Origin of the sequence: Companilactobacillus paralimentarius DSM 13238 = JCM 10415 (genome assembly GCF_001434985.1) — a bacterium.
In the GTDB taxonomy this organism is placed as follows: Bacteria; Bacillota; Bacilli; order Lactobacillales; family Lactobacillaceae; genus Companilactobacillus; species Companilactobacillus paralimentarius.
In genome coordinates this window covers 5694-23723 of record NZ_AZES01000009.1, presented here as the reverse complement: position 1 = coordinate 23723, position 18030 = coordinate 5694, and the positions used below count along the sequence as shown (strand labels likewise).

General features: G+C 34.9%; 15 protein-coding genes. 12 read left to right on the top strand and 3 right to left on the bottom strand.

Features of this window, described 5'->3' with window-relative positions:
• The first annotated feature begins 158 nt into the window (after positions 1-158).
• A complete protein-coding gene (locus tag FD33_RS00470) occupies positions 159-725 on the top strand; it encodes an SOS response-associated peptidase family protein (protein ID WP_034544251.1) in 567 nt (188 codons plus the stop codon).
• 9 nt (positions 726-734) lie between these two features.
• Positions 735-1565 (top strand): methyltransferase domain-containing protein, encoded by an 831-nt coding sequence (locus tag FD33_RS00465; protein ID WP_025085641.1) that lies wholly within the window; start codon positions 735-737, stop codon positions 1563-1565.
• A 102-nt stretch (positions 1566-1667) separates the two neighbouring features.
• Here the strand turns inward: FD33_RS00465 and FD33_RS00460 are convergent, their stop codons facing one another.
• Both FD33_RS00460 and FD33_RS00455 read right to left on the bottom strand, forming a co-directional pair.
• Positions 1668-3467: an oleate hydratase gene (locus tag FD33_RS00460; protein WP_025085642.1), complete on the bottom strand. Its 1800-nt coding sequence runs from the start codon at positions 3465-3467 to the stop codon at positions 1668-1670.
• A gap of 132 nt (positions 3468-3599) precedes the next feature.
• A complete protein-coding gene (locus FD33_RS00455) occupies positions 3600-4154 on the bottom strand; it encodes a TetR/AcrR family transcriptional regulator (RefSeq protein ID WP_025085643.1) in 555 nt (184 codons plus the stop codon).
• Positions 4155-4319: 165 nt separating this feature from the next.
• Between FD33_RS00455 and FD33_RS00450 the strand changes: the two genes are divergently transcribed.
• Genes FD33_RS00450 through FD33_RS00440 form a run of 3 tightly spaced genes read left to right on the top strand, consistent with a single transcriptional unit; the run spans position 4320 to position 8306 of the window.
• On the top strand, positions 4320-6689 hold the full coding sequence (locus tag FD33_RS00450; protein WP_025085644.1) for an ATP-dependent DNA helicase: 2370 nt from the start codon (positions 4320-4322) through the stop codon (positions 6687-6689).
• Positions 6679-7395: a hypothetical protein gene (locus FD33_RS00445; protein WP_025085645.1), complete on the top strand. Its 717-nt coding sequence runs from the start codon at positions 6679-6681 to the stop codon at positions 7393-7395. The genes FD33_RS00450 and FD33_RS00445 overlap by 11 nt, the downstream gene beginning before the upstream one ends.
• Positions 7392-8306 (top strand): sce7725 family protein, encoded by a 915-nt coding sequence (locus tag FD33_RS00440; protein WP_034544253.1) that lies wholly within the window; start codon positions 7392-7394, stop codon positions 8304-8306. Before FD33_RS00445 ends, FD33_RS00440 begins: the two co-directional genes overlap by 4 nt.
• Before the next feature lie 148 nt (positions 8307-8454).
• On the opposite strand, the gene FD33_RS00435 is transcribed toward FD33_RS00440, so the two are convergent.
• A complete protein-coding gene (locus FD33_RS00435) occupies positions 8455-9318 on the bottom strand; it encodes an NAD(P)-dependent oxidoreductase (protein ID WP_025085647.1) in 864 nt (287 codons plus the stop codon).
• Positions 9319-9467: 149 nt separating this feature from the next.
• On the opposite strand from FD33_RS00435, the gene FD33_RS00430 reads away from it, so the two are divergent.
• From FD33_RS00430 to FD33_RS00400, 7 genes are all read left to right on the top strand, one after another.
• Positions 9468-10319: a YitT family protein gene (locus tag FD33_RS00430; protein ID WP_025085648.1), complete on the top strand. Its 852-nt coding sequence runs from the start codon at positions 9468-9470 to the stop codon at positions 10317-10319.
• A 104-nt stretch (positions 10320-10423) separates the two neighbouring features.
• Positions 10424-11011, top strand: coding sequence for an NAD(P)H-dependent oxidoreductase (locus FD33_RS00425; RefSeq protein ID WP_025085649.1), 588 nt, complete (start codon positions 10424-10426; stop codon positions 11009-11011).
• A gap of 196 nt (positions 11012-11207) precedes the next feature.
• Positions 11208-13085, top strand: coding sequence for an LTA synthase family protein (locus FD33_RS00420; protein ID WP_025085650.1), 1878 nt, complete (start codon positions 11208-11210; stop codon positions 13083-13085).
• 168 nt (positions 13086-13253) lie between these two features.
• Positions 13254-15131 (top strand): LTA synthase family protein, encoded by a 1878-nt coding sequence (locus FD33_RS00415; protein ID WP_056955657.1) that lies wholly within the window; start codon positions 13254-13256, stop codon positions 15129-15131.
• A gap of 179 nt (positions 15132-15310) precedes the next feature.
• Positions 15311-16363: a DMT family transporter gene (locus FD33_RS00410; RefSeq protein ID WP_235700306.1), complete on the top strand. Its 1053-nt coding sequence runs from the start codon at positions 15311-15313 to the stop codon at positions 16361-16363.
• A gap of 108 nt (positions 16364-16471) precedes the next feature.
• The gene (locus tag FD33_RS00405) at positions 16472-17389 is read left to right on the top strand and encodes an aldo/keto reductase (protein WP_025085652.1); all 918 of its coding nucleotides are present in this window, start codon (positions 16472-16474) and stop codon (positions 17387-17389) included.
• Between the two features lie 29 nt (positions 17390-17418).
• A complete protein-coding gene (locus tag FD33_RS00400; protein ID WP_025085653.1) occupies positions 17419-18012 on the top strand; it encodes an NAD-dependent epimerase/dehydratase family protein in 594 nt (197 codons plus the stop codon).
• Positions 18013-18030 lie beyond the last annotated feature (18 nt).

Sequence of the window (18030 nt, the reverse complement as noted above, 5' to 3'; positions counted from 1 at the left end):
TCACTTGGATTCAATTTATTTTGTCCAAGTGGCTAACTTGTTATTGAAATTTTCGGCCTAAAAATATTTAATTTGCTTTCAATATAAAATTCAATTCTAATTGGAATTGAATTTTTTTTATTGCATAATTAATTATAAGTGAAAGCGGGAGGATAATTATGTGTGGACGTTATATGTTTCAACCAGATCAGAATCCTGAAATAAAACGAATTTATCAATTGGCAGTCGATGCAGGTTACAATCCTAAAGTTGGTGAAGTCTTTCCAACTGATGAGACAGCACTGATTATTGCTGGAGAAAAAATGGTACAAGTTGTGGGCATGAAATGGGGATTCCCAGGTTTTAAAACGGGACAATCAATCATCAATGCTCGTTCGGAGACGGTTCAACAAAAACAAATGTTTGCGGAATCATTTAAAAAACGCCGCTGCGTTTATCCAACAACTGGTTTCTTTGAGTGGAATAAAACAAAACAGAAATATAAATTTAATTTCAGTAATGATCCCGAGACACTCTTTATTGCTGGTTGTTACAATCAGTTTGATGGTGTGGCTCAAAGCATTCTTTTTACCACCAAACCGAATGAATCAATGGTCAAAATTCATGATCGAATGCCGTTGATCTTAGCTAAAAATCAAATTAATGCTTGGATATATGACGATGATTTTGCACAAAAATTTTTAGACAGTGCGATGCCTCAGTTGATATCAAAAGCAGAAGAATAGGTGCTTTTAATGAATAATAAGATTCAAAAATTTAATAACAGCGGTGAATATTTTCAATGTCCGATTTGTGGAGAAAAATTGAATTTAGTAGGGAACAGTTTAACTTGTAATCAAAATCATACCTTCGATATTTCCAAAAAGGGTTTCGTCGATTTTGTGTTAAATAGTAAACAACAGAAAAATTATGATTTGGAATCTTTTGAAAATCGTCATTTGATTTTGGAGCATGGAATGTACGATCATATTGCCGATAAAATTGTGAAATTGATTCAGGATCTTAATATTCAAAGTACACTCGATGTTGGTTGTGGTGAAGGTTACTATTCGAAAAAAATTGCTGAATTAGAAAATAAGGATGTCTTTGCTTTTGATATTTCTAAAGATTCGATTCAATTAGCAGCTAAGGGACCTAACACTCCAGTTGAATGGTTTATCGGAGATTTAGCCCATTTACCAATACAAGCTCAAAGGATCGATGGAATCATTGATATCTTTTCTCCCGCTAACTATGGTGAGTTTAGTAGGATTTTAAAGCCAGCAGGATATGTTTTGAAGGTTATTCCCAATGAGTATCACGTTCAGGAATTACGTCAGCAAGCTAAAGACCAATTGAAGCAGGAGAAATACTCCAATCAGAAGGTTTTAGATTACTTTGAGGAACATTGTACGCTAGTGGATCAAATCGACGCTACAAGGACGTATAACGTCTCTGAAGAAGAACGGAGTGCTTTTATCAATATGACGCCGTTATTGTTCAATGTTGATAGTAGTTTGATAGATTGGAACCAAGTAAAGCAAATAACAGTTGGATCAACAATTTTAGTTGGACAAATTAAATAAAGTAAAGACGTCGAAGGCGGTTTAATCTAATTTAAATTTCAATAGATATTAAAAATAGCCAGCAACTCAAAATCGAGTTACTGGCTATTTGCTTGTTAGAGTTTATTTACTGTGTGGTGCTTTGGGATGCAAGATTGATTCCTTGTATGGAACAGTCTTGTCGCGTCCAAGGTACATCGTATAATATGGTGGAATATTATTTACGTAGTGCAATAGTTCTTGAGTCACAGCAGGGAGTTGATCCGGAGTTAATTGTGGCAACATATCAGGTGTAATCTTACCCTTGATACCGTTGAAACGTTTAACTCTTTCTAACAAGTATCTGATATCGTATCTTGAAGGGTTAACTTCAAGAACATCTTTATCGACATCAAGTAATTCATAGACACTTTCCAAACCAGTTCTAACTGAAGTTTCAACAGTGAAGACAACATCGTCATCGACTTCAACGAATTGACCTAAGAAAGCTAGGTTAGTACAGCCGTCGGGAACTACTTTAGGACGATCGCCTAATTTACGAGGCATGAATTGGCTGGTTGCGTAAGGCATCATGGCTGTTGACATGTAAGTATGTTTTAGAACCTCATCTTTGATGTCCAACATACCTAAATGATAAAGAAGTTCAGTCATAATTTCGTCACCGGTACAATCCCACATACGTTTCTTAATATAGTTACCAACGTTTTCGCCGTAAAGACCATATCCCCAACCAACTTCTTCATCGTCAGCTTGATAAGGGAAGAATGGTTTGTGGTGAATTTCAAATGACATATCCCAATTTGAATCTTTGAAAGTCATTAAACCACCAGTACCGGCTTTACTTCCGGATAATTCTTCGATACGTCTGAAGAATTCAGGATAGCCTTTGACAGTAGGGAAGAAGGAAATCCACTTTGTTTGGTCGATTTGGCCCAAGAATTTATCGGGATGTCCAAATTTGTCATCCTTCTTGGCTAGGTTCTTCCAAATGGTGAAAGTACCCATATCTTCAGTATCAGTATTAGTCTTAGCAACATTGTGGTTATCACCAAAGCAACTATTTTCACTGATTGAACCGCTAGTAACGAAGACTAAATCTTTATTGCTTACGGGAATAGTGACATCTTGACCGTTTTGGTGGGCAAGAATTGCTTCAACAGTGTCGTTCTTTGTATCAAGAGTTAGGTCGTAAACTGAGAAGTTGTTAACGAAGTGAACTCCATGATCAATCAACCATCTTTCGATAGGTAAAATAATTGCATCATATTCGTTATATTTAGTATGAATGAAACCTTCAAGGTATTCATGACGGTTGATGAAAGTAAATCTTTGCCAGTAACGACGACATTCAATGGCACTGTGGTAATGTTTGAAGGCTAGTTGACTGTGGAAGCAAGTCCAGAAATTAGTTTTGAAGAAATCTTTGTCGAAAAATTCATCGATGCGTTTGTCAGCTAATTCTTCTTCAGTTGAAGAAACAATTTTAGCCATAGCGGTAACATAACGTTGAGGCATCTTATAATTATGATATTGTCCGTCAATTTCTCCTTGGTTAACGATAACTCTGGCCTCAGTGTGAATTGGTTCATCACGGTTGAAGTCAACGACATCATCAAGTACAGTTCTGCCTTCATTTTCAAGTGAAGGGATCTTGCTGCAGAGATACCAGAGACATTCCATATAAGGTTCTAGTTCACGTTCAGCACGGCAAAGATAACCTTCATTACCTTTAGTTCCGTCCATAGAACCACCCATAACAGGCTTCTTCTCGTAAATAGTAATATTACGAGCAGGCATTTTAGCATCATCAATTAAGAATGCTGCCGTTGCCAATCCGGCGATTCCTCCACCAATAATATTGGCTTTGCGGTCATCAATACCGGCTGGTTTGTGGGGATGATACATTGTTTTATAAATGTTCATTGTTGTTGCCTTCTTTCGAAAATGTCAAAGGAACTTTGTCCTTGCATTCAAGATAAAATAAACTCCAGTAATGAACAATTGACAAAAAAATAGAAGTGTAAATATTATTTACACTTCCCAATATCTGTAAAATTATTTAGCATATTTATTTAAAGCCTTTTTGAAATCACCATGGATTAAAACGCCAATTTGCTCGACAATTTCTTCAGGATCACCCTTCATATCGTCACTGATCCATTCGAAAATAACGGCGATGAAAGCAAGACTATAGAAATGAGCAATGAAATCTTTATGATTTTGTGAAACGGACATACTTTCGGCCTGTTTTTCGACGATTTGAATGATGTAACCGTAAAGTACGTCATAGATATATTTTTCCATTAAGTCACGATAAATGGAATGATAAACATTTTGAGCAATGGTCTTATTTTCTTTTATTTTGACCATGATATTGTAAAAACCTTCTTGCCAATTGTCATAGTCAGAAGCGTCATCCAAATATTTTTTAGCGTTTTGGCAGGCAGAGTATTCCACCAGTGCATAAATATCGGAGAAATGATTGTAAAATGTTTGTCTAGTTAGATCACATTCAGAGACGATATCCTTAACGGTGATTTTATCAACTGATTTGCGTTCTAAAAGCTTATTTAGTGAATCGATTAAAACATCCTCGGTACTAATCTGCATGAAATACATCCCTAACTGAATTAATAATATTAATTATATGGTTTTTTTATTATAAAAAGTAGCTGAGAAATGAGTAGGATTGAACTAACTTTTACAATAAATTGTCTACAGACAAAATCGAACGTATGTTTTACAATGTTAAATAGTAATTTGAGGAGGTAGTCTATGGCAACTAAAATTGGAATTCGACAGTTAGTTGAGTTTGTACTGCGTAGCGGTGACTTAATGGAAAATAAGAATAGTCAAAATACGGCTCAAAACGGTTCCCGAATCCATCGTAGACTACAAAAAACACGTTCAAAGAATACCGATTACGAAAGTGAAGTCTATCTAAAGACTGAAGTAACCATGAACGATACTGAGTACGTCATTTCAGGACGTGCCGATGGAATAACTACGACAGATAAAAGTATTCTAATAGAAGAGATCAAAACTTCGGACCAACCCTTCGACGAATTAAGTGACAACACATTGGAACTCTATTGGGGACAGGTTAAGGTTTATGGTTATATTATTTTGAAGGAACATCCAGAGTTAAAACACGTTGATTTACGACTGACCTATTTTCAAGTCAGTACTGAAACAATAACAAGCGATGACAAAACTTTTGAACGTGATCAATTGAATGATTTTTTTCAAAATTTAATAGAAGAATACGAGTATTGGTTAGTTCTAAGAGCTAAATTACGAAAAACTCGTAATCAATCGATTCAACAATTATCTTTTCCGTTTGATAAATTTCGAACTGGTCAACATGAGTTGGCGGCGGCTGTTTACAAAACGGTTTACTATCAAAAGCGTCTTTTTGTCGAAGCACCAACTGGAACTGGCAAGACTATCTCAACTTTGTTTCCGGCCATTAAATCAATGGGAGAGGAAAGAATTCAACGATTATTCTATTTAACCGCCAAACAGAGTACCAGGCGAGTTGCTGAAGAAACAATTGATTTGATGTCAAAAAAAGGACTCCAGTTGAAGAGTATTACCTTGACGGCTAAAGATAAAATACGTTTTAAAGAACAAGATGTGCCACCAGAAAAAGATCCATACATGATTGGTTATTATGATCGGTTGAAGCCAGCCTTAGCTGATTTATTAACTAATGAGGATGCCATTACGCGTGAAATTGTAGAGAAATATGCAAGGAAGCATACCGTTGATCCCTTTGAGTTTTCACTGGATGCATCATTATTTTGTGATGTTATTATTTGTGATTACAATTATTTGTTTGATCCGCTAGTCTATTTACAACGCTTTTTTGTCGAAAAAGATACGGATAATTTTTTCCTAATTGATGAGGCTCATAATTTGGTCAGTCGTTCACGGTCAATGTATTCAGCGGAAATAAGTGATTTTAAGATTACTTCATTATTGAAGATGGCTAAAAAGATTGAAACTAAAACAAGTAAAGATTTTCAGAAACAGTTGAAAAAAGTTCGACGCGTCTTCAATCAAATAAAGAAACAACTACAGACCGATGATTTAGAAGAAAAGATAACTTCAGATGCACCTGATGAACTTTTGAAAATTTTAGGTAAGTTTGATGACTTTATGGGTGAATGGATGCAAGATCAAAAGCCGTCCGACTTTTTGGATAGTGCCAAAGACTATTTCTTCGATTGTCTGACTTTTGTCAAAATTGGAGCGTTGTATAACGATACGTACAAGACCCGGATTGTTATAGATAATAAACATCTTATTGTTAAACAGCTATGTCTCGATCCCAGTCATTTTATTGATCAGTCATTGGATCTTGGCTTAGGAGCAGTGTTATTTTCAGCCACTTTGTCGCCGATGGATTATTACCAAAGCGTTTTAGGTGGGAGCGCTAATAGTTTGGCGTATCAATTACCATCACCATTCCCAATTAATCATCAAGCCATTTTGATAACACAGTATATTCAAACAACTTATCGACAACGAGAATTTAATCAAGAAAAGATTGTTAAGAGCTTAAAAACTTTAATCGATAGTAAAAAAGGTAATTATTTATTCTTTTTTCCGTCATATGGGTATTTAGAACAAGTAAAAACTAGTTTTGAAAAAAGTTATCCACATGTTAATACAATTACTCAGACATCTGAGATGGACAGTGTGACTCGACAAGAATTCTTGGATCGATTCGACAATGATAGTGAGGAAACGCTAGTTGGCTTTTGTGTTTTAGGTGGTATTTTCTCCGAAGGAATTGATTTAAGAGGTGATAAATTAATTGGTGTCGCTATCGTTAGTGTTGGGTTACCAGGATTGAGTGCCGAGAATAATTTGATTCGAGATTATTATGATAATAAAAATGGACATGGATTTGAATATGCTTATCAAATGCCAGGAATGAATAACGTTTTACAGGCCGCAGGGCGTTTGATCAGAAGCAGTCACGATAAGGGAATTGTTTTATTAGTGGATCAGCGTTTTGGCAGTATGCGTTATACCAGACTTTTTCCACAACATTGGCAGAATTATCGTCGTATTTCATCGCTACAACAATTAACAGGCACGGTGTATAACTTTTGGAAGGAACAAGATGAAAACTAAGTTAACTAAGAATCTAGAGAGTACACTTTATCAATATTGTAAAGAACAGGGATCGTATGTTGTTGAAGAGGTTTCAATGCCAGATGATAAAGGAATTGTTGATACGCTGAGTTACCAGCAATTACGAAATGATCAAATTGAATGGCGTTGCTATGAATTGAAAGTAACAAAATCAGATTTTCACTCTAAGGCCAAATTGTCTTTTATTGGTAATTACAATTACTTCGTCTTGCCACAGAAACTGTTCGAAGAAGTGGCCGATGAAATTCCTAGTCATATTGGTGTTTTGATTTATCGAGCTTTTGATAAAAAAGCAATGGAAGCTTCACCGCAGACATTAGTCGCACCAGGATTTTTAACTATCGCTAAAAAAGCTCAATTTCAAGAACTTCAGGTTGATGAAAAACAGTTAACAAGTCATTTTGTAGCCTCACTCTTTAGGGAAGTTGATAAAGCCAAGAAAGTTGAGAAAGGTTTGCAGCTATATTCTGAAGATAGGCTCTTTAAAGAACTGAAGAAACGCCAAAAAGCTGGTTACGATGTTTATAATCCTGACAATAATCTTTATGATCGTTTTATTGAAGAAACGCAAAATGATGCTATAACAGCGTTACAGGATGAATTAGATGCCAGAAATGCCGAATATCAAGAATTGAAGTTACAGCTGCAGAGATTACAACAACCCAATTTGGAGGATAAAATATGATCTATTATCCTTATTTTCGTGGACGAATGTACGATTTATTGGCATTGAAGGAATTATGTGAAGAAGGCTGGTTTAATTCACAGATTATTCCAATAATTGAACCAGTTCGTGATTCTAAGGAGTTGCAAAGAACGGTTCAAACTTTTGTCGATAAAAAGCAGCCGTTCAGTGTAATTGCTAATCCACAGGTCAGCGTATATGGTTTGAATGATACGAAACTTTATCCACTACCGGATGTGTATAACTTAGATTTTTATGTGCCAAGTGCTATTTTGACGGCTGATTTTCGAAGTGATTTCGTAAAAACCTTACCGCAACAGAAGTCGATTTTAATTGTAAACAATTATGAACTGCTTAAAGCATACCGTGATACTACCGTTTTGAAAAAAGTGGATAAATTGTTAATTCCGAATGTCGCCAGGATGCATAAGTTAATTGGAATTAAAGCCGCCAGTTTGACTGATCCGTTCTCATTTCATCACCATGTAGAAGACTATGCTCAATTAGATGATGAATTTTTTGAGGGTCCAGATTGGTATCGACAAGTTGATGGATTCAATGGCTTCGGTGATTATTCAATGTTAGGTCATATTTATTTTGATAAAGGTATGCCATCAAGGGCAATTGCAATTCATATTATCTATGTGACTGCGGATGGTAGTTTACGTGTGCATCATTTTGTTTCTGACAGTAATGAGTCTATGCGTGGACAAAAGCAAAAATTCTTTGAAGCTATGAACAAATTGGCACCTTGGGTTCATAAAAATATTAATGGGCTTAATCTAACTCCCGCATTAGAAACACTATTAGAATATGGTCATGGGGATAAGTTTCCTGGTTTAGGAGTCGTAAAAAAACTCTCAATTAAACATCATTTGGAGTTGATGAGTCGTTTGTCTGAGTATAAATAGTCGCCTTTTGATTTTTAAATTAAAAAACAGTACCTATTTGAATATCCGTAATGTACGGTAATCCTAAATAGGTACTGTTTTAGATTTTTGAGTTATTGTTTAAGGAAAAAAGAGGGTATCTTTCACTCCATCAAACTTTAGTGACATATTACCACCAAAGTTTGATAAGTCCTTGAGTACCATCGTTGCCCAAACCTTTATCATCGACTAATGTTTCATATAATTTCTTAGCTTGTTTAGTAGCAGGAAGGTCAAGGTTCATTTTTTCGCTTTCATCAAGTGCAATGCGTAAGTCTTTAAGGAAATGTTTGGAATAGAAACCTGGTTTGAAGTCACCGTTTAAAATACGAGGTCCATAGTTTTCTAAACTCCAGTTGTCACCACTACCACCTTCAACAGTTTCTAAGACTGATTGTAAATCGAGACCGGCAGCCTTAGCATAAACGAACATTTCTGTTAGACCAGTCATCGTACCGGCAATCATGATTTGATTAGCCATTTTGGCATGTTGACCAGCACCGTAAGATCCGAAGTAGTGATTGGCTTTACCGATAATTTCAAAAATGGGAAGAAGTGCTTGGTAGGCTTCTTTGGAACCACCGACCATGATAGTTAATTTACCATCACGAGCACCAACATCACCACCAGAAACAGGGGCGTCTAAAGATTGAACGCCAATTGTTTCAGCTTTTTGACCAATCTTTTTAGCAAGTGTGGGTGTGCTAGTTGTCATATCAACGATAATTTTACCAGCTGATAGACCGGCAAAGATACCATTATCTTTGAAGTAGACATCTTCAACATCCTGTGGAAAACCGACCATTGAAAAGATTATATCGGCACTTTCAGCCACATCTTTAGGGTCAGCGTACCATTTAGCACCTTGATTAATTAGCGGTTCAGCTTTTGATTCTGTTCTTGTGTAGATATCAACAGCATAACCCGCTTTTAATAAATTGTTTATAACGCCACTGCCCATGACGCCAGTACCGATGAAACCAATTTTTTGTATCATTAAATATCCTCCAATCATTGGTTTAATTATAATATATACAAAAAATTTGTCAGTAATGATACATTTGAACTGTTTTATATATGATGAGGTTTGCTATAATTCATATGATATGAATATATATTTACAGTAAAAGGAGGGGCGATTTCATGAAATTTATTAGAGACTATTATAAAAGTATTTTTGCAGCTCTTTTCTATGGAATAACCTCGGCTCTAGGAATTCAATTATTGCTACAGCCGGCAAAGCTTTATACCAGTGGTGTGACTGGTGCGGCACAGTTGATCGTTAACTTGCTCAATGAATTTGCACAAACGAGTACACCAGTTTACTTCTGGTATGCATTATTAAATTTACCATTGGTAATTTTAGCCTGGTTTAAGTTAGGCAAGAAGTTTACGATTCTGTCGATTATTTCTATCGTTTCAGCATCGTTATTTATTTTAATTGTTCCATTGCATCCGTTGACCAAAGATCCATTGTTGTCAGCTGTCTTTGGTGGTATCTTGTCTGGATCAGGTATTGGACTTTGTTTCCGTTACGGCTTTTCAACTGGTGGAACTGATATTATTGCCTTGATCGTGCAAAGAAGTACGGGTAGAACCGTTGGACAAGTTAGCTTTGCGGTTAATGCGATTATCATTACGATTGCTGGCTTTACCTTTGGCTGGGAATTAGCTCTGTATACAATTATTTCAATTTATATTACCAATATGGTGATTGATAAAATGTATATTCAACAACAGAAGATTACTGTCACAGTTTATACACATAAAATTGATCAGATTTCTCAGGAATTACTCAAATCACTCAATCGTGGTTTGACATTGGATTATCATTTGAAGGGTGCTTATTCTGGAGAAGAGATTGGATCAATCACGATGGTCTTAACCAAGTATCAATTATTCTTTGCCAAAAAGATTATTTTAGATGTTGATCCTAGTGCTTTTATTAATATTCAACCTACAATGTCAATTGCTGGTAAGTTTAACGACAATTAAATATCCTAAATCAAATTAGAAAATAAAATTAAGCACATATTGATGTCAAAAATTTCCTCAAAGATAATATACTAAAGCCAATGATTCACGAGGAGATTCTAGATATGAAAACAATTATTTATACTCATCCCAATACCAGTAGTTTCAATCATGAGATTCTAAATACATTGTCGAACTATTTTAATCGAAATGATGAGGAATTTGAAGTGATCAATTTGTATGCGGATAATTTCAATCCGGTTCTTTCGGCAAAGGAATTGAAGGTCTACAGTCAAGGACGAACTAGTGACGAATTGGTAAGAAAGTATCAACGTCGAATAAACAATTCTGATGAATTGATTTTTATCTTTCCGATTTGGTGGCACAATTTACCAGCTATGTTAAAGGGATTCTTTGATCGTGTCTTACTAAGTGGTTTTGCTTATGATGAAAGTGACGGTTGGAAGGGTCTATTAACACAAATAAAAAAGGTCACAGTTGTAACTACTTCAACGACAACGAAAGATTATTTAGTGAATAATTGTGGAGATCCCATCCAATCAGTTTTCATTGATCGTACTTTGGCTGATATTGGCTTAAATCCTAAAAATACGACCTGGATTCATTTTGGGCAGGTTAATGTAACAACCGATGAGAATCGTCAAAAATTTTTGATTGATTTGATTAAAGAATACGAAAGCACAAATTCATAAAAATGAATTTGTGCTTTTTGTATCAAATAATTCTAATTTGATTTTAAGATTATGCTTAATTATTAAACCAAATAAAGAGGAAAAACTATGACTAATAAACTTTTTCCGAAATTAATCTACGATAAAACTAGATATTAACGGAATTTGGTTTAATATATTAATTATATTAAGGGATATTAATGAGGACGTTTTACTAATGCAAAAAAAAATTAAAATATTGAGGATAGTGCAATTCATTTTCATTATTGCATCGGCTTTTTTAGTCGGCTTTATTTTGAATTACGCTCAAACAGGCGATATTGTCTTTTCCAAACAGATTGTTTTTCAATCAAATTTGAACACTTATTTATTGACGGTGTTGATCCTACTTTTGATCTATTTAGGCTTGTACGGTTTATGTAACCGCTTTTTCTACGCTTCGGCAATTTTCTACGTATTTTTCGCTATTTACGCGGTCGCCGATCGTTTGAAGGTTAATTATCGGTCAGAACCGATCTTACCTAGTGATTTGAGCCTTTTGAAGAATGTTAAGGGACTTTTGTCAATGGTTACACCAAAAATAGTTATTTTTATGGTAGTTCTACTAATAATTTTGATAGCAGCAGCTATCCTACTAGAACATTTTTTTGGCAAATATGCATTGCACCTTAATTACATTGTTAGATTGATTTTTATTGCTCTAGCAGTTATTAGCATTGGTAGTTTCTACACAGCCAGTGATAACAATTCTTTTACTTATAAAGTTTTGGCTAAAGCTGGTTATACTAACTATGCTTCTAATATCAATCAATCAGCAAATAGTAACGGTCCAATGCTGACCTTCTTAGGTAATATGTACGTTGACGTGATGGATAAGCCCAAGGGCTATAGTAAGCAAAAAATGGAAAAATTGGTTAAAAAATATCAAGGCGTCGCTGACGATATTAACCAAGATCGTTCTAATAATAACTTGAGCAAGCAAACTTTGATTTTCGTTTTGAGTGAGAGTTTCTCTAATCCAAATAGAGTTCCTGGTGTAAAGCTCAATCAAGATCCAATTCCTAACATTGAAAAAATCAAAGAGAACACTACTTCTGGTTTGATGATGAGTTCTGGCTATGGTGGGGGAACTGCCAATATGGAATATATGACCTTAACCGGTCTAGCCATGAACCAATTCTCCGATTCTTTGCAATCACCTTATACGCAGCTAGTTAATAAGCAAGAAGATCCAATCAACATTTCCAACAGCTTTAAGACGAGTGCCGCCATTCATCCATTCCATGGGAACTTTTATAATCGTAATTCAGTTTACAAGAACTTTGGAATTCAGACATTCAGAAACCTCGACACATCTAAGACGGAACCTTTGAAATATGCTGACACATTGCCAGAAATGGAATATGTCAGTGATGAATCAGCTTATAAGGATACTTTGTGGCAAATTAATCAGGCTAAAGGTGGCCAATTTATCAATTTAGTCACAATGCAAAATCATATGCCTTATACCAATAATTACACCAATAATCCATTCAAAGCTAGTGGTTCAGGTGTTACTGATAGTTCACGTACACAAATTGAAAACTTTGCTAAAAGTATTAATACCACTGATAATTCAACTAAAGAGTTTTTAGCAGAGTTGGATAAAGTAAATAAGCCAATTACAGTTGTTTGGTATGGTGATCATTTGCCAGGTATATACGATGGCGTTGATATTTATAAATATAATGTTGAGGAACATCAAACAGATTACTTTATTTACAGTAATAAGTACGCCAGAGATCATGGTGAAGGCACAACTAAGCTAAATAATGCTACAAAAGTAACTGATCCTAATGGATTTATTCCATTGGCATTGGAACAAATGGATCAAAAGGTAACGCCTTACTATGCACTGTTAACTAAAGTTCAACAAGATGCTCCAGCTATGGCTAAGAGTATTGATGAGGGTACTAATAACTTGTATGTAAATCAAGATAGCAAGAGTGTTGACAAACTAACCAAGAAACAACAGCAGATTATTGATGATTATCGGATGGTTCAGTATGATTTGACTGCTGGTAAAGGATATTCGAAAGCAACAATCAATAAGTAAAAATGTCTTTAAATTTTTACTCTAAATTATATAATCTTATCAAAATGAAAAAAGTGTTCATATTAACGATATATATTAGTTGATATGAACATTATTTTTTTACTTTCTAAAAAAACAAAAGAGTTATTATTAATGTAATGATATATATGCTAAAGGGATGCTTTGATTATGCAGAGAAAAAGAGTGGTTTATTTAAGACAAGGGTTGTTTACCGTTCTGTCAGCTTTCTTGATGGGATACTTATTAGATTATGCTCAACTAACATCAATTTCTTATAGTGCTCAGATGGTTTTTAAAGATAATCTTCCGGTCTATTTGATAACAGTAGTGCTGCTATTAATTGTTTATTGGGGATTGTATGGTTTAACGAATCACTTCTTTGTTTCGACAATGATCTTTTATGTTTTTTTTGGAATCTATGGATTAGCAGATCATCTAAAAGTGCAGTATCGCTCGGAACCAATTTTGCCTAGTGACTTGATGTTTCTAGGTAATATTAAGGAATTACTCTCAATGGTTAAGTTCGGTTTGATTGTTTGGGTCGTTGCTATAATTCTAGTTCTAGCCGCATTATGTTTTGTCTTAGAAAAGCAGTACAGTAACAATTTTCTACATTTTAAACCGATTTCTAGATTTCTATTGGTGTTGTTAATGGTTTTAAGTTTGGGAAGCTTTTATACTTCCAGTCGTGAAGGAACTTTTAATCACTTTGTACTCAACAAAGCAGGGTACTCCGATTTTGCGGCTAATATTAATTGGTCAGCTAATAGTAACGGCCCGCTACTGACGTTTTTAACTAACATGCATATCGACGTTATGAATAAACCAACTGATTACAATAAAACTACTATGCAACGTATCGTTACAAAATATCGTAACGAAGCAAATGAAATTAATCAGAATCGTCCTAATAATAATTTACAAAAACAGACCTTAATTTTTATTTTGAGTGAGAGTTTCTCTGATCCTAGTCGTGTTCCCAATATTAAGTTGAATCAAGAGGTAATCCCTAATATTAAAAAAGTTAAACAGGATAATACTTCAGGCTTGATGATGAGCTCTGGTTATGGAGGAGGAACTGCAAATATTGAATATATGACTTTAACGGGATTAGCTTATAATCAATTCTCGAAATCCTTGAATTCACCATTTACGCAGCTGGTTATTAAACAAAAACATCCGCTCAATATTGCCAATAGTTTCAAAACTACTGCAGCAATCCATCCTTATTATGGTAATTTTTATGATCGTAATACGGTTTATCAGAAATTTGGTATGCAAACTTTTAGAAATATTAATACTTCCGGTAAATTAGGACTACATTACACAGCAACGGCTGACGGAGGTCAATACATTAGTGACGACTCAGCCTATAAAGAAGTTCTATGGCAAATTAATCAAAGAAAGGGTGGGCAATTCATTAATCTCGTAACGATGCAAAATCACATGCCTTATACGACTAATTATGCTGGTAATCAATTCAAGGCTACTGGTAAAGGTGCGGGTAAAAACTTACAACAGGTTGCTAATTTTTCCAAAGGGTTAAATATGACTGATGAAACTACTCAAACCTTTTTAAATGAGATTGATAAGATTTCTAAACCAATTACGATTGTTTGGTATGGTGATCACTTACCAGGAATTTATGATGGCAATAAGATGTCACAATACAATGTTCAACAACATGCAACTGATTACTTTGTTTACAGTAATCGTTATGCTTTGGAACATAATTATGGGACGAAGAAGTTGTCTAAGTCTACCAAGGTAACTGATCCAAATGGTTTTATACCTTTAGCTTTGAGACAAATGAAGCAACAGGTTACGCCTTACTATGCTTTGTTGACACGAGTTCAAGAGGATGTTCCCGCTATGGCTCGTAATAGTGTTGGTGGGAATGAAAATCTTTATGTTAATAATAGGGAAAAACAGGTTTCCACGGATAGATTAAATAAGAAGCAGAAACAAATTATTCATGATTATCGTCTGGTTCAGTATGATTTGACTGCTGGTAAGGGTTATTCTCGAAATATTATTAATAAGTAGTTTTTAGGAGGGGAAGTCTTGGACTTCTCTTTTTTAAAATTGGAAACACTTTCATTCAAATAGACCCCAAAATCAGGAGTACACTAAGAATATTGACTTACAAAAAATGGGGATGAAATTAAGTTTTGAATTTAAAGAGTTTCTTTTATATATTGATACCAACGTTTCTTTTCAGTTCTATGGAAATTGCCTTGAAGATTGCTGGTGGCCAATTTAATCCAATTGAATTGAACTTTGTCAGATTCTTGATTGGTGGTTTGGCTCTTTTGCCTTTCACTATGATGTACATTAGAAAGCACAGTGTCAGATTATCTAGATCTGACTTTGGACGTATTGCTTTAACCGGCTTTGTTATCGTGGTTTTGAGTATGACGTTGTATCAATTATCTATCGGGATGGCTACTGCTTCAGTTATCGCTATTATGTTGAGTGCTAATCCTATCTTTGGTTTAATTATTGGTTTCGTATTCTTAAAAGAAAAATTATCTAGAACTAATGTCTTGGCTCTAGTTTTAACTTTGATCGGTCTTTTGATTATTATTAATCCGTTCCACTTGAGTGGTGCTATGGGTATCATGTTAGGATTGCTTTCATCAATTCTTTTCGGTGTTTATGGTGTTATGTCACGTGTTAATGGTGGCAAAATTGGATTAAATGGTCTTTCAATGACTTGTCTATCATTCTTGTTTGGTTCAGCTGAATTGGGTGTTTTGATGGGTCTAAGTCACTTACCAATTGCTCAAAATATTCCAAGTAACTATTCTGAATTTATTAATATTCCTTTCTTCAAGGGAATTACCTTACAAACATTACCATTGATTCTTTACATTTCTGTCTTGGTTACTGGTGTAGCCTTTGGATTGTACTTCCTTTCAATGGAGAAAGTTGGTATTCTTCAGGCTTCATTGATTTTCCTAGTTAAACCAGCTTTGGCTCCAGTCTTGGCTTTGATTGTTTTAGGCGAGGCTATGAAGGTTAACACTATTATTGGTATCGTTGTTATCCTACTTGGTTCATTCGTCACTCTTATGGGTGAAAAAATTGCTTACAGTGTTATGGCTATTTTTAGACGTAATAACCCTGAAGCACATCAAGAGGTTGATGAGTTAGCTAAAGTTAAAGAAGAACTTGAAAATGGTGAACTTGCTAAACGTGGACGTGCTACTGAAGAAGCTGTTCGTCAATCGATTGAAGAAAAACGTCAAGCACATGAATTACCATCTGAAAATTAAAATAATTATTTATTAAAATTAAGATTACGAATTAGACGTAATCTTATTTTTTTTGTCATAATTGAGCTATTATAAAGGTAACGGTTTCAAAAATAGTGAGGTGAACGTATGACTGATTTAGTAAAGATTGGTAACACGGATGTAGTAAGTAAAAAATTAGGCTTAGGGACGAATAAAGTCGGTGGCCATAATATTTTTACTGGTTTAAAAGATGAAGACGGTTATGCGGTAGTTAAAGAATCTATTGAAAGTGGCATTACTACTTTGGATACAGCCTACATGTATGGTTTAGGACGTTCAGAGGAAATTATTGGCGATGTTATTCAGGATTATGACCGCAGTAAATTAGTTATCGCTACAAAGGCAGCTCAAGATTCTAGCAATAATAAAGTTGATAATAGTCCAGAATTTTTGAAAAAGTCTGTCGATGAAGCATTAAAACGATTGAAAACAGACTATATTGATATTTTTTATATTCACTTTCCAGATGAGAAAACACCTAAGGATCAAGCTGTAAGAGCTTTGAATGAGCTCAAAAAGAGTGGCAAAATCAGAGCTATTGGTGTTTCTAACTTTTCATTGGATCAAATTAAAGAGGCTAATAAAGACGGGCTTGTTGATATTGTTGAAGATAATTACAGCCTATTACACCGTGACGCTGAAAAAGAATTATTCCCATATTTGAAGGAAAATAAGATTTCCTTTGTTCCATATTTCCCACTAGCGTCGGGCTTGTTGACTGGGAAATATAGATTCAGCGACAGTGATAAGTTTAGTCAATACAGTCGTGAAAAATTTGGCGATATTATAACTTCATTGGAAATTGTGGAGAAGATTGCTGACAGATACGAAGCAACCGTCGCCCAAGTAATTTTAGCTTGGTACATGCAAAACCCTAATATTTCGATCGTAATTCCAGGGGCTAGAAAACCGGAACAAGTTGATCAAAACGTTAAGTCATTAGATATCAAACTGAGTGATAAAGATTATCGCACGATTGACGAAGCTTTTATGGATGTTGAATAGCTTTGAATTAATTGAAAGAGGGATAAATTATGACTAAGAAAGCAGTTATTTTAGGAGCAAACGGATTTGCAGGTAAGGAATTTGCTCAACAACTTTTAGAAGATGATTATACAGTTACAAGTATTTCTAGAACTGGTGAACCAGTTGGAAATGATTCATGGCACAGCAAGGTTGATTGGAAGATTGGAAATGCTTTATCCAAGGGATTCTGGACACAATATTTAAAGGATGCGGATGTTGTTATTGATACAATCGGTGAGTGGCATGAAGATTCTAACGAGAACCTTACTTTTGAAAAAGTTAATTATGAGAGTGCTCTAAATATTGCCGACGCAGCTGAAGAGAACAATGTTCCTGTCTTTGTTTACTTCTCAGTTGACGACATTCCTAATGCAAACAAGAGATATATTCAAACAAAACGTGATGCCGAAGATGATTTGAAGAAACGCAAATTCAGAAGTGTTATCTTGAGACCAGCTACAATGGTATCCGATGAGGAAGCTGTTGATAGTAATGAACCACACAGAAGTTTACCCGTCAGCATGGTTGTTTTGGCAGCCCTTGACGCTGTTGATAATGCTAAGGAGAATGTTACTTTAGGTGTTGAAGATATCGATCAATAATTGATTGGAAAAACAAAA